The following is a 12,166-nucleotide window of genomic DNA, read 5'->3' on the forward strand; positions in this document are numbered from 1 at the left end:
GGATTAGCGCTTCCAGGGGCCGATGAGCTTCAGAAGCATGTCTTCTTCTTCCGCCGTCAGGTCATCGAGCGGCGGACGCACCTTGCCGGCGTCAAAACCCTGCAGGCGCACGCCGGCCTTGATGGCCGAGACGGCATAACCCTTGCGGCGGTTGCGGATCGCCATGAAGGGGTAGAAGAAGTCCTTGAGGATTTCCTCGCAGCGGGTGCGGTTGCCGGCGCGCAGCGCCTTATAGAACTCGACGGCAAGGCCCGGCACGAAATTGAAGACAGCCGAGGAATAGGTGGTGAAGCCGGCGCCGAGATAGGCTTCGGCGAAGAGCTCGGCAGTCGGCATGCCGCCGAGATACATCAACCGGTCGCCCATGGTGGCGGTGATCTGCCGGACAAGTCCGATATCGCCGCTGCCGTCCTTGAAGCCGATCAGGTTCGGGCATTCGTCGCAGAGGCGCTTCAGCGTGTCCACCGACAGGATCGAGTTGTCGCGATTGTAAACCATGACGCCGATGCCAACCGACTGGCAGATGCGCTTCACATGCTGGTAGAGGCCTTCCTGCGGTGCATCGATCATGTAATGCGGCAGCAGCAGGATGCCGTCGGCGCCGGCCTTTTCGACCGCGCGGGCCATCTCGACGCCCACATGCGTGCCGAAACCGCAGCCGGAGACGATTGCGGTCTTGCCGGCGGCCTCCTTGGCGGCGGAAACGATTGTAGGGACCTCATTGGGAGACAGCGAGAAGAATTCGCCCGTGCCGCCGGCGGCAAACAGGACCGGTGCATCATAGCCCGACAGCCATTCGACATGGCGGCGATAGCTTTCCGGCTGGAACTGGCCTTCCTTGTCGAAATGGGTGACGGGAAAGGACAGCAGGCCGGCACCAAGTGCGACCTTGATTTCTTCAGGCGTCATCATGCGGATTTCCTTTGTAAGCGTCTCCTCCAGACAAAAATTGTCGTACAGGTTGCGCTGACTTGTGTCAACAAGTCATCTTACAGCTTCCCGAAGCTCCCGGAGGAGGGTGCGATAACGCAGCTGCGCACCCCGCAGATGCCGGCGCATGGCGTCGCGGGCACGGTCTTCGTCGCCGTCGGAAATCGCCACGACAATGGCATTATGCTCCTCGTCGAGCAGCTTGATATAGGCTGCCTGGTCGGCCTCCGAATCGTCCGGGCGTAATGCTGCGCGCGGGATCAGGCTGCGGCCGATCATCGTCAGGAATTCTCGGAAACGGGGATTGTTGGTGGCTTCGGCGATCGCCAGATGCAGCGCGAAATCCGCCTCGCTGGTCGGTTTTGCGGCCTCGAGACAGGCGCGGACCGCATAATGGCGATCGAGAATGACCTCTTCCTGTGCAGGGGAGCGGCGAAGGGCCGCAAGCCCTGCAGCCTCGACTTCCACCGCGGTTCTGAGCTCCAGGAGCTCGATCATTGAGGATACGCGGGCAAGATCGATATTCGAGAGGGAGAGCATGACCGGCTGCACGTTGCGCGAAGGCTCCAGCACGAAGACGCCGGCGCCCTGGCGGGCTTCGACCAACCGGTCGGCGCGCAGCGATGCGATGGCCTCGCGGACGACGGTGCGGCTGACGCCGTGCGCCTCGGTCAGCTGTGCTTCGCTCGGCAGGCGCGAGCCCGGCGGAAACTGACCCGCTGCAATCGCCTGGCGCAACGTTTCTCCGAGGCGAGAAACTAGCGTCCTCGATCCCCTGCCGGTATCGAGTCTGGTTTCTACGCTCATTTCATTCCTCCCTGCTCGGCGGCGCATCACAATATCGCGTCAACCCACGTGTCAAGCTTAGGCGACCGCGCCAAGCCGGCTCCGACTTGTTGACCGAGCTTTCTCAACATGTATGATAAGTATTGAAGCTTGTCACGAACAAGTTGGCCAATGAACTGGATTGCCGCGGCCGACGGGCCGCTTTCGGAGGATGATTTCTTGAAAAGACTTTTGATCACCGGTGCCGCCGGCGGCCTCGGACGCGCCATGCGTAGCCGTCTTGCCGGGTTCGCCGAAACGCTTCGCCTGTCCGATATCGTCGATCTCGGCACTGCCGGCCCAAATGAGGAGCTGGTCGTCTGCGATCTCGCGGATGCAGATGCGGTCATGAGGCTGGTCGAGGGCTGCGACGGTATCCTGCATCTCGGCGGGGTTTCGGTGGAGGACAAGTTTTCGAAGATCCTCAATGCCAACCTGCTCGGCCTCTACAATCTCTACGAAGCTGCCCGGGCGCATGGGCAGCCGCGCATCCTGTTCGCCAGTTCCAACCATGTCGTCGGGTTTTACCGGCAGGACGAGCATATCGACGTCAAGGCTCCGATGAAGCCGGACGGGCTCTACGGCGTTTCGAAATGTTTCGGCGAGGCTCTGGCGCGCATGTATTTCGAGAAATTCGGCCAGGAGACGGCGCTGGTCAGGATCGGCAGCTGCTTCGAAAAACCGATCAACCACCGGATGCTGTCCGGCTGGATGTCACATGACGACTTCGTGTCGCTGATCGGCTGCGTCTTCCGGACCCCGATGCTCGGCTGCCCGATCATCTGGGGCATTTCCGACAATGACAGCAAGTGGTGGGACAATTCGCATGCGTCCTATCTCGGCTGGAAGCCGAAGGACAATGCAGAACGCTATCGCGCCGAACTGGAAGCCAGCGTTCCGCGCCCGGCACCGACCTCGGCGCTTGCGGTTTACCAGGGCGGCATGTTCACCCAGGACCCGATCTTCGCCGAGGATTGAGCTCGCACGACGGGTTCTTGTTTCTGCCTTTTAGGCCCACCACATCAGCTTCTTCTACAACCTTCCCTTTTCCGAGAAGGTGTTTTCCGGAGTTCTTGTGATGGGATTTATTGATATCAATCCTCCCGTCCCCGAAGATAGCGTGCTTCTCGACGCCTATTCGGAGACGGTTGCCGGCGCGGTCGACCGCGTCGGTCCTGCCGTCAGCCGCATCGAGCGGCTGGGCGGCGTTGCCGGCCAAGGAGGCCACGGGTCGGGCTTTGCGATTTCGCCCGACGGCCTGATCATCACCAACCACCACGTCGTTTCCGACGCCAAGACCGTCCGTATCCGCAGCGCCAACGGGGCAGTCGGGCAGGGCGCTGTTCTCGGCCGCGATGCCGATACCGATATCGCGCTGGTGCGTGCCGACATGGACGTGCAGGCCTGGGCACGGCTTGGCGATTCCCAGAAATTGCGGCGCGGCAATATCGCGATCGCGATCGGCAATCCGCTCGGTTTCGACTGGTCGGTGACATCGGGCGTCGTATCTGCGCTCGGCCGATCGATGCGGTCGTCCACCGGCCGGCTGATCGACGACGTCGTACAGACCGATGCGGCACTCAATCCGGGCAATTCCGGCGGGCCGCTGGTGTCGGCCTCGGGCGAGGTGGTCGGCGTCAATACGGCGGTCATCCGCGGCGCGCAGGGCATTGCCTTTGCGGTTGCCTCCAACACGGCCAATTTCGTCGTCTCGGAGATCCTGCGCTTCGGCCACGTGCGGCGCGCCTTCATCGGCATCGTCGTCGATACGACCGCTCTACCGCGCCGCGTCGCGGTGAAGGCCGGCATGTTGCAGGAGACGACGGTGCGCATTCGCCGCATCGATCCCGGCAGCCCAGCCGATCTGGCGGGCCTGAAGGAGGGCGATTTCATCCTGGCGATCGACGGCCAGCCCGTCGGCGGCGCGGATGATTTGATCCGCCTTCTCGACGGCACCCGGATCGGCAAGGATACGCCGATCTCGGTCTACGACCTCGACTCGCGGATCGTTGACCGAGTGCTCGTTCCTGCTGCACGGCCGCAGAGCTGAGCACTGCGTTTCTTCTTAGATTCTCGGCCTCGAGGTCCTAGGCCAGGCGGTTGCGAAGCTTTTCCCGCTCGGTTTCATCGAGGCCGAGCGAAGAGAGATAGGCCTCGACGCCGCCATGGCGATAACGGATATGGTCCAGCGCTTGCCGCATGCTGCGCGGCTCAGAGGCAAGAACGATGTCCACCAGTTCGGGCGCCGTGCCGCGGCCGAGGGCTCGGTCCCTGAGGCGCGCGATCAGCGGCCCGGAGATGGTCGCCGTCAGGGCGTAATCCTCGATAATGGTCGTCTCATCGACATCGGCGTTGGCGAGCAGCAATGCCGAGATCACCCCGGTGCGGTCCTTGCCGGCGCTGCAATGGAAGAGCACGGCTCCTTCAGGCGCCTCGGCGATGGTGTTCAGGACTTCGGCAATCGCCGGCTGGCAGTCGTCGATCGCCTGGCAATAGCGATCGCCCATGTCGAAGCTCAATACGGCATTCGCCATCATCTCGACCGGTGCAAGCGCCGAAAATACCGGCGTGTTGTGGTAGCGCACCTTGGCATGGCCGGTGAAGGGATTGGCTTCGGCGGCGATCTCGTGGGCATTGCGCAGATCGATGACGGTGGTCAGTCCGTTGTCCAGCAAGGTGTCGATATCGGCCTCGCTCAACCGGTGCAATGCGTCGCCGCGCAGGATCGAGCGCCAGCGGGTCAAGCCGCCGTTCGAGGTCTGGTAACCGCCGAGGTCGCGGACATTGTGGGCGCCTTCCAGCGCGATCAGGCGTTCGTAACTCAGCATATCAGCGGATTCCGGATTTCATGAAGGATTCGATGACGTGGCGTTGCAGGACCAGGTAGATGATCAGGATCGGCAGGCTGGCGAGCGCGGCGGCCGCCATCAGCGGCCCCCAGAGATTGCCCTCCTGGGTCATGAACATCTGCAGACCGATCTGGACGACCGAGTTCTCCGGCTTGCGCGAGAGGAGCAGGGGCCAGAAATACTCGTTCCAGGCGGAGATGAAGGCGATGATCGACAGGGAGGCGATCGGCGCGCCCATGTTCGGTACGACGATCTGCCAGAGGATCTTCCAGCTTCTTGCGCCGTCGATGCACGCCGCTTCGAGGATCTCGGTCGGGAAGGAGCGCATCGCGTTGTAGAGCAGCAGGATCGCAAAGGCATGCGCCGCGTTCGGCACGATGAGGCCGGTCAGCGTATCCAGGAGGCCGAGCCGCGAGGCCAGAACGTAGTTGGGGATCATCGTGACCTGGAAGGGCACCAGCCAGGAGAGCGCGATGAGACCGTGGATGACGCCGGAAAGGCGCATGCGCCAGCGCACCAGCGCATAGGCCGCAAACAGGCCGGTGACCACCTGCAGAAGGGCCGTCGCTGCGGATACGATCGTGGTGTTGACCAGCATGCCGATCATCGGAATGCGGGTCAGCACGAAGACATAGTTTTCGATCGACGGGTTGGACGGCCAGAGCGAGGTGGAGAAGATTTCATTTTCGGGCCGAAGCGAGGTGACGATCATCCAGTAGATCGGAAAGATCGACAGGAAGGACAGGACGACCATGACCGCATGCACCGCGAACCGGCGGGCGCTGCCAGCCTTCGGCGCGGCGGTGGCGAGCGAGGCGCTGTCGGGGGAAGCGTCAATTGTCATAGACCGCGAACCTTTTCGTGAGCCACATGCAGCCTGCCGCAATGACCGCAAAACCGGCAAAGGCGATCATGCCGGCCGCCGAGCTCCAGCCGGCCGACATGGTCTGGAAACCGTATTCCCAGAGCAGGTAGAAGATGTTGGTGGTCGATTTCAGCGGGCCGCCGTTTGTCAGAACGTTGATATAGGCAAAGCTCCACTGCGCCCCGAACAGGATCGTCATCATCGATAGAAGCAGGATGGTCGGCGACAGCAGCGGCAGTCTTATATCGCGGATGATCCCCCAGCGGCTGGCGCCGTCGATGCGCGCCGCCTCGATATAGGAGGAATTGATGCCGGCATTGGCGGCAGAAAACAGCAGGGTGGAAAAGCCGATCAGCTTCCAGCCGGTGATCCAGGTCAGCGTCGCAAGCGCGTATTTCGGATCGGTCAGAAAGCCGATGCGGCCGAGACCGACCGTCTCCAGCCCGAGCGTGATCAGCCCCTGGTCCTCGTTGAGCAGCCAGCGCCAGAGGATGGCCGCGACCACGGGTGCGACGATCATCGGCACGAAGATTAGCCCGCGGTAGATCGTCCGGGCGCGGCCTTCGAGGTCCTGGGTCCAGATCGCCACGAAGAGCGGAATGATCACCGACATCGGGAAGAGGCCGACAATGTAGAAAAGCGTGTTCCAGAGGGCGGCGCGCATCTCCGGCAGGGCGAACAGTCGCTGGTAGTTGGTGAGGCCGACATAGCGCTGCGGCGCGGTCGGCAGCATGTTCCATTGGTAGAAGGAGAGCTGGAATGCCTCGACCAGCGGCACATAAGTCCACATCATCAGGAGGCAGAGCGCTGGCGCGAGATAGAGCCAGGGCTGTACTGTGAATGTGCCGCGCTGGCGCGCCGTTGCGGGCGCTCGGGCAAGGGTGAGCGGTCTTGCGAGATCGGCCTGGATATCGGTCATGGAATTTTCCCCGAAAGGATCCCTAGGGGACAACGATGCCGGACGGAAAGCGAGACCCGCCCGGCATCTCCTCGTAACGGTTACGGCATCAGGTCCTGGCCCTGATCCTGGGCGGCTTTCAGCGTGGCGATCGGATCGCCCTTGCCGAAGACGGCTTCGCGCACCGAGTCCATCATCATCTTCTCGACTTGGCGGTAGTTCGGGCCGGGGAAGGCGACGTTGGCGGTGAGGCGGTTCAGTTGTTCCAGGTTGGCGCGGAACATCGGGTTTTCCTTGACCCACGGGCCGAGGTAGTTCGGATCGTCGACTATATCGAGACGCAGCGGCAGGTAGCCGATCTTGCTGGTGATGATCGTGTAGGCTTCCTTGCTCGTCAGGTATTTGAGAAGCTCATAGGCCGCACGCTGCTTGGCCGGATCCTTGCTGAAGACGAACAGGGCGCTGCCGGAATTGGTCGGAGCGGTCGGCTTTTCGCCGAAGGACGGCATAGAGGCGATACGTAGGTCGAACTTGCCCTGGGCGGCCTTCTTGTAGGAGCCAAGCACCGCAGTCGTATAGACGAACATGCCGAGATTGCCGGCCGCAAACGTGTCGGAGCCGCTGGCCGGATCGATCCTGGCATGGGCGCCGCTATCGACCATGTCGCGCAGCATCTTGACCGCTTCGGCGGCATTCTTGTCGGCGAATGTCAGCTTGTTGCCGTCGCGCACCCTGCCGCCGTTCGACATGACGATCGCCTGGTAGACGAAGGTGCCGTCGCTGGGGCCGTAGGCGCCTGGGAAGAAGCCGTTCTTGCCGGTCTTTTCCTTGATCGCCTTGCCGGCGATGTTGACGTCCGCCCAGGTCTTCGGCGGGTTGTTCGGGTCGAGGCCGGCCTGCTTGAAGAGGTCGCCGTTGTAATAGAGGACAGGCGTCGAGAAGGTGTAGGCGAGACCGTAGGTCTTGCCGTCGACCTTGCCGAGTTCGAGACCCTTGGGGATCATGCCGGCGAGATGGTCTTTCAGTTCCGCCGGGCTCACCATGTCCTCGAGCGCATTGCCGCCGAGGTCGGATGCGATGAAGATCAGGTCGCGGAAGGTGAGCTGGGCGACGTCCGGCTGTTTGCCGGCGACGATATCGGCCTGGACGCGGTTGATGATCTCGTTCGACGGTACGGCCACCGTCTCGACCTTCACATTCGGGAATTTCTTCTCGAAGCCGGCAATCAGTTCCTTGGTGGCCTCTGAGCCGATGCCGGCGGAGGCGAGGTTGTAGTTGTAGAAGCTGATCGTGACCGGCTTGTCGACGTTTGCCGGCATTTCGGCAAACGCACCGACCGGCAGAATGGAGGCGGCGGTAAGCGTCGCCATCAGCTTGAACGTGGTTCTGCGCAGCATTTTGCGTGTCTCCGGGTAAGGGTTATTCAGCGGCGACGGGCATTGCCCGAGCCATCAGAAGTTCCAGCGGATAGGTGTTGAGTTCGGCGCGGTCGGACGGCAACGGCACGAAGGCCATGGTGAGGCCGGACGGGCGGATGGTGCCGATGCCGAAGGAGGCGCCGCGCACCATGCGCAGGATGTCCGTGCGCAGGATGTCGGTGGCGGCGTGCTGGCCGGTGCCGACCACCACCGGGATGCCATGCCAGACCGAGACGCGGTCGTGATGGATATGGCCGCTGAGAATGCCGATGATGTTGCGGCCTTTCAACAGTTCGCGGAAACGTTCCGATTGCGGGAAGTGGATCGTCCGCCAATGGGCGGCGTCGGCTTCCTCGCCGAGCGCCGGCGGGTGGTGGACGACGATCAGCTTCGGCAGGTCTGAATGGCTGTCGAGCGTCGAGGCGAGCCAGTCGAACTGTTCCGGATCGATCGTGCCGCCGATCAGGCCCGGCGTCGTCGAGTCGATGGTGATGATGTGGATGCCGTCGATGATCGTATCGTGGTCGTAGGGCGCATCCGGATCGTCGGCCTCGATGCCCATGCCCTCGTAGAAGCCGGGACGGGTGTCGTGATTGCCGAGCGCATAGATGACCGGCACGTCGATCTTGGCGTCAATAATCTCCTTCAGCCGGCGAAAACTGTCCGCATCGCCGCGGTTGGTGAGGTCGCCGCTGGCGATCACGAATTGCGGCTTCGGCGTCACGGTCGCGACCAGATCGAGCACCTGATGCAGCGTCTCGGTCGTGTCGCTGTGCAGATGGCTGTCGTCGGCGGTGCCGATATGCAGGTCGGTCAGATGGATGAATGTCGTTTCGCGTCGCACCGGATGCCTCCATGGATGACGGTTTCGTCAGGAGGACCGTTAGAAGGGGTTTGTTTCGGGGTAGTGACGGATTTCGAATGCCGTTCGAAACCCGGTTAGCGGCGGAACATCGGCGCGATCACCTCGACCATGCGGGCGATGACGATGTCCGGATCATCGAGGTCGATGCCGTAATTGGTCAGCACTTCCGTACGTGACCGAGAGCGGGTGACCTGCGAGCGGATGCCGAGCGCACAATTGAGTCGCCAGCCGATATCGACGTCGTCGAGCCAAGGCGCTATCCGCTTCAGATGCGGGACGAAAGCCCGATGATGTTCGACGTTATCGATGATGCGGCGGTAGTGCGGCGCGCGCTCCCGATGGGTCTTCGCCATCGAAGTGAAATGCGACAGGACCGGATAGCTGGAGGTGGGGTCGAGGCTCCAGCGGATCGACGGGCCGACCAAAGCGGCGATGACTTCATCCAGATCGGGGGGATCGGGCGCCCGTCGGTCGACGGCTTTGCGGAGCAGGCTCAACCGTTCTGCATTGAGCCGCCGATAGACACGCTCTGCGACCGCTGCGACCAGTTCTTCCTGCGAGCCGAAATGGTAGCTGATGGCGGAAGGGGTCGCATGTGCCTCGATGGCGATCCGCCGGGCGGTCAGATCCTCCAGAGCCTCGGCCTCGCAAAGCAGATGCTCGCAGGCATCCATGAGCCTCATGGCTGTGAGATTGGCGCGGCCGTGCATGAACTCACCCTCGATGAGGGCAGTCTAGGCAGATTCTGTGTAGGGCGGATGACAGTGCGGGAAAACGCCTAGGCCAAATCCGAGCGAGCCGTTTCCTTGTCCAACGACCGGGCGAAAGGTGCCGGCCATGCATCCCTGTCGTCATCGCCATCCTCGCCATCGCGAAACTCGTCCATGCGATGCTTGATGGCCAGCGCATAGATCGTATCGAGGATGTTCCGGTCACGCAGGTGGGGATCGGTGAGACCAAGCAGCGCTGCGCGGACGATCTTCTTGCTCGATGTCTTCGGGCAGCGTTTGTTGACGAATTTGAACAGTGCCTCGTCAGTGAGGCCATCCATCGCGCCGTCGATCAATGCCTCATAGACCTTCCGCTTTTCTCCCATTGGAACTCTCCATGCCAAATCAGAATGCTATGTCACATAACTGTCATCATCCATTTTGAAGGAAATATGGCAAGGGCCTGGAACAAAAGTCGTGATGGACAGCGTTCACGGAAAGCATGTTTGACGAATTGAAACGGCGCTGTGGCATCTCTAGGTTCACCGCAGCAACGCGATTGGGAGGAAAAGAGTGAAGATAGGTGCAGGAATTCTCGCGGCCCTCTGCCTTGGGATGGTGCCCCCGGAGGCGTCCGCGCAGAGCCAGTGGCAGCCGGTCGAGCAGATCCAGGCCTATCCCATCACCGGAGATTCCGGCGTCGATCTATACGCTTCCATCGGACAGCGCGGTCCCAAGATCGGCAAGGAGGTTCGCGCCATCGCGCACACCAATTTCAAGCTCACCTGGACCCGCGATTACCGACCGCAGCCGGACGGCGCCTGCACGCTGGTTTCGGCGCGGCCGAAGCTGATCATCACCTATACGCTGCCGAAGCCCGCGTCGGCGCTTGCTCCCGATCTGAAGACGAAATGGGATGTCTTCATCGCCGGCGTCTACAAGCACGAACTGGTTCACGGCGTTATCATCACCGACATGGCGAAGGAGATCGAGCGGGTGAGCGTGGGTCTCAGTGTCGCCAACGATCCGCAATGCGCGAAAATCAGGACAGAACTGACCGCCAAGCTCGGCGAGATCTCGAAGGCGCAGCAGAAGCGCAGCAATGACTACGATCGGATGGAGATGAGCGAGGGTGGCAACGTCCACCAACTCATCCTGCAGCTGGTGAACGGCAACGGCAAATAGTCTGCTGCAGGATTGATTCAGCAATTGGCCGTAAGGTGCTGTTTTTCCGATGAATTCTGCGGAAGCTATCTCTTGCGCATGACGTTGACGACGAGGACGCCAACGATCGCCATGACGCCGCCGATCGCGCCGATCAGGGTCGGCACCTCGCCGAGCCAGAGGAAACCGATCAGGGTTGCGGTCGGAGGAACGCCGTAAAGGAAATTGGAGGCCCGGGCGGCGGACAGGCGCTTCAAGGCAATCGCCCAGGTGACATAACCGATCGCAGTCGGGAAGAGCACCAGATAGACGATGCCCCAGTTCACCTCTACCGGGGCGGCGGCAAGCGCCTGGAGGGTGGACGGGACGGCCGGCAGCAGCGGAATGGAGCCGATCAGCATCAGCCAGGCGGTGACCGCCAAGGCGGGCATGCGGCCGAGGATCGGCTTCTGCAGCACGCTGGCAATCGCCGAGCAAAGGGCGGCGCCGAGAATGAGGATCGCATTCGGATCGAGATCGAACCCGTCGTCGCCGGAAGCAGCGATCAGTGCCACGCCGGCAAAGGAGATTGCCGTTCCGACCCAGCCCCAGCGGCCAAACCGCTCGCCAAGCGCGAAAATGGCGATAAGGGCGGTGAAGACCGGCATGGTGTTGATGATGAAGCTTGCGGGGCCAGCCGCCACGGTTCGCTCACCCATGTTGAGGAGAACGGCGTAGGCGGCGATGAAGAGCACTGCCGCGACGATGAGGCGGAGGATATCGCCCTTGGCCGGAAGAGCCGGCCGGGCAACTGCAAGATAGAAGACCGCGATCAAGGCGGCCGGAACATACCGTGCCGCGGCAAGCTCAATCGGCGTCAGCGGCCCGAGGCAGATGCGGATGACGACGAATGACGAGGCCCAGAAAACGATGGTCACCAGGATCGCCAGGAACGCGATCACATCAAATCCTTGTCTCTCGTCCGTTCCCGTGCTCATGGCGACCGTGCTCATCTCTTTGTCCCTCAAAACTTGAAGTCAGGCAAAACTTGAAGTTAGGATTTAGCGCCTCTCATCCATGCTTGAAAAGCAACGCAATCGATGATCATATGTGCGTATGGTTCACAGCTCGCAGACTTTGCCACCACTTGATACGCTCGAGACCTTCGCTCGCGCCGCGCGTCTCGGATCGTTTTCCGCAGCGGCGGAAGAGGGCGGGGTCACCCACGGTGCCGTCTCCCGACAGATATCCCGCCTGGAGCGCTGGATGGGCGTACGGCTTTTCTCTCGCGAGGCTCGGGGTGTGACGCTGACACCGGAAGGCATGCGGTTTTTCGCTCGCGCGGAGGAAGCGTTGGCTCTGCTCGGGGATACGGACGAGCGGTGGCTGCCCCGCCGCAACAAGGCGGTCGTGCGGCTTTCGGTGACGCCGTCGGTTGCCTCGCTCTGGCTGTTTTCGCGCATGCCGAAGCTGGAGGCTAGCTGTTTAGTCCCGGCATTTGATGGATTGGATCGATGATGAATCGATCCGGCTCCAAAGTCCACCGTTTGCATATGAACTCGTAGGGCGTGAGGCCCTTTAGCGTCTTGAGCCTGCGCCCGAAATTGTACGCGTCGATGAAGTCGGCCAGATGCTTTTTCAGTTGCGCATGATCGTCGTAGTG

The 12,166-nt window shown here is 61.8% G+C and carries 14 protein-coding genes and 1 pseudogene; 4 read left to right on the forward strand and 11 right to left on the reverse strand.

From position 1 onward, the window contains the following. Positions 1-3: 3 nt before the first annotated feature. Positions 4-909 (reverse strand): 5-dehydro-4-deoxyglucarate dehydratase, encoded by a 906-nt coding sequence (gene kdgD, locus MOV63_RS06950; RefSeq protein ID WP_247032895.1) that lies wholly within the window; start codon positions 907-909, stop codon positions 4-6. Between the two features lie 75 nt (positions 910-984). Continuing rightward, complete coding sequence (locus MOV63_RS06955; RefSeq protein WP_038543797.1) at positions 985-1,737, reverse strand: FadR/GntR family transcriptional regulator; 753 nt, start codon at positions 1,735-1,737, stop codon at positions 985-987. Positions 1,738-1,935: 198 nt separating this feature from the next. Between MOV63_RS06955 and MOV63_RS06960 the strand changes: the two genes are divergently transcribed. Together MOV63_RS06960 and MOV63_RS06965 are read left to right on the forward strand one after the other, a co-directional pair. After that, positions 1,936-2,733, forward strand: coding sequence for an NAD(P)-dependent oxidoreductase (locus tag MOV63_RS06960; protein ID WP_247032877.1), 798 nt, complete (start codon positions 1,936-1,938; stop codon positions 2,731-2,733). Between the two features lie 100 nt (positions 2,734-2,833). After that, the gene (locus MOV63_RS06965; RefSeq protein ID WP_247032878.1) at positions 2,834-3,805 is read left to right on the forward strand and encodes a S1C family serine protease; all 972 of its coding nucleotides are present in this window, start codon (positions 2,834-2,836) and stop codon (positions 3,803-3,805) included. A gap of 37 nt (positions 3,806-3,842) precedes the next feature. On the opposite strand, the gene MOV63_RS06970 is transcribed toward MOV63_RS06965, so the two are convergent. From MOV63_RS06970 to MOV63_RS07000, 7 genes are all read right to left on the reverse strand, one after another. Then, positions 3,843-4,583 (reverse strand): tyrosine-protein phosphatase, encoded by a 741-nt coding sequence (locus tag MOV63_RS06970; RefSeq protein WP_247032879.1) that lies wholly within the window; start codon positions 4,581-4,583, stop codon positions 3,843-3,845. Position 4,584: 1 nt separating this feature from the next. After that, positions 4,585-5,448, reverse strand: a complete 864-nt coding sequence (locus tag MOV63_RS06975; RefSeq protein ID WP_247032880.1) for a carbohydrate ABC transporter permease — start codon at positions 5,446-5,448, stop codon at positions 4,585-4,587. After that, the gene (locus MOV63_RS06980) at positions 5,438-6,388 is read right to left on the reverse strand and encodes a carbohydrate ABC transporter permease (protein WP_247032881.1); all 951 of its coding nucleotides are present in this window, start codon (positions 6,386-6,388) and stop codon (positions 5,438-5,440) included. The genes MOV63_RS06975 and MOV63_RS06980 overlap by 11 nt, the downstream gene beginning before the upstream one ends. A gap of 80 nt (positions 6,389-6,468) precedes the next feature. Further along, a complete protein-coding gene (locus MOV63_RS06985; RefSeq protein WP_247032882.1) occupies positions 6,469-7,764 on the reverse strand; it encodes an ABC transporter substrate-binding protein in 1,296 nt (431 codons plus the stop codon). Between the two features lie 22 nt (positions 7,765-7,786). Then, the gene (locus MOV63_RS06990) at positions 7,787-8,629 is read right to left on the reverse strand and encodes a metallophosphoesterase (RefSeq protein ID WP_247032883.1); all 843 of its coding nucleotides are present in this window, start codon (positions 8,627-8,629) and stop codon (positions 7,787-7,789) included. Between the two features lie 95 nt (positions 8,630-8,724). Further along, positions 8,725-9,360: a TetR family transcriptional regulator gene (locus MOV63_RS06995; protein ID WP_038587916.1), complete on the reverse strand. Its 636-nt coding sequence runs from the start codon at positions 9,358-9,360 to the stop codon at positions 8,725-8,727. Positions 9,361-9,428: 68 nt separating this feature from the next. After that, entirely contained in the window at positions 9,429-9,746 is a 318-nt protein-coding gene (locus MOV63_RS07000; protein ID WP_247032884.1) for a hypothetical protein, read from the reverse strand. Between the two features lie 229 nt (positions 9,747-9,975). Between MOV63_RS07000 and MOV63_RS07005 the strand changes: the two genes are divergently transcribed. Next, positions 9,976-10,545, forward strand: coding sequence for a DUF922 domain-containing Zn-dependent protease (locus MOV63_RS07005; protein WP_247032903.1), 570 nt, complete (start codon positions 9,976-9,978; stop codon positions 10,543-10,545). A gap of 65 nt (positions 10,546-10,610) precedes the next feature. On the opposite strand, the gene MOV63_RS07010 is transcribed toward MOV63_RS07005, so the two are convergent. Beyond that, complete coding sequence (locus MOV63_RS07010; RefSeq protein WP_247032885.1) at positions 10,611-11,516, reverse strand: DMT family transporter; 906 nt, start codon at positions 11,514-11,516, stop codon at positions 10,611-10,613. Positions 11,517-11,619: 103 nt separating this feature from the next. Here MOV63_RS07010 and MOV63_RS07015 point away from each other — a divergent pair. Then, positions 11,620-11,985, forward strand: a pseudogene (locus MOV63_RS07015) (LysR family transcriptional regulator); the annotation flags it as partial. On the opposite strand, the gene MOV63_RS07020 reads toward MOV63_RS07015, so the two are convergent. Next, positions 11,981-12,166, reverse strand: a 186-nt coding sequence (locus MOV63_RS07020) for an IS3 family transposase (RefSeq protein ID WP_247032886.1), incomplete at its 5' end; no start/stop codon positions are given. The pseudogene MOV63_RS07015 and the gene MOV63_RS07020 overlap by 5 nt on opposite strands.

Source organism: Neorhizobium sp. SHOUNA12A, assembly GCF_023006505.1.
Classification (GTDB): Bacteria; Pseudomonadota; Alphaproteobacteria; order Rhizobiales; family Rhizobiaceae; genus Neorhizobium.

Coding starts and splice junctions, on each gene's coding strand:
- MOV63_RS07010 (WP_247032885.1), bottom strand. CDS start 11,516: ATGAGCACGGTCGCCATGAGCACGGGAACGGACGAGAGACAAGGATTT.
- MOV63_RS07005 (WP_247032903.1), top strand. CDS start 9,976: ATGGTGCCCCCGGAGGCGTCCGCGCAGAGCCAGTGGCAGCCGGTCGAG.
- MOV63_RS06995 (WP_038587916.1), bottom strand. CDS start 9,360: ATGCACGGCCGCGCCAATCTCACAGCCATGAGGCTCATGGATGCCTGC.
- MOV63_RS06975 (WP_247032880.1), bottom strand. CDS start 5,448: ATGACAATTGACGCTTCCCCCGACAGCGCCTCGCTCGCCACCGCCGCG.
- MOV63_RS07000 (WP_247032884.1), bottom strand. CDS start 9,746: ATGGGAGAAAAGCGGAAGGTCTATGAGGCATTGATCGACGGCGCGATG.
- kdgD (WP_247032895.1), bottom strand. CDS start 909: ATGACGCCTGAAGAAATCAAGGTCGCACTTGGTGCCGGCCTGCTGTCC.
- MOV63_RS06970 (WP_247032879.1), bottom strand. CDS start 4,583: ATGCTGAGTTACGAACGCCTGATCGCGCTGGAAGGCGCCCACAATGTC.
- MOV63_RS06955 (WP_038543797.1), bottom strand. CDS start 1,737: ATGAGCGTAGAAACCAGACTCGATACCGGCAGGGGATCGAGGACGCTA.
- MOV63_RS06965 (WP_247032878.1), top strand. CDS start 2,834: ATGGGATTTATTGATATCAATCCTCCCGTCCCCGAAGATAGCGTGCTT.
- MOV63_RS06985 (WP_247032882.1), bottom strand. CDS start 7,764: ATGCTGCGCAGAACCACGTTCAAGCTGATGGCGACGCTTACCGCCGCC.
- MOV63_RS06980 (WP_247032881.1), bottom strand. CDS start 6,388: ATGACCGATATCCAGGCCGATCTCGCAAGACCGCTCACCCTTGCCCGA.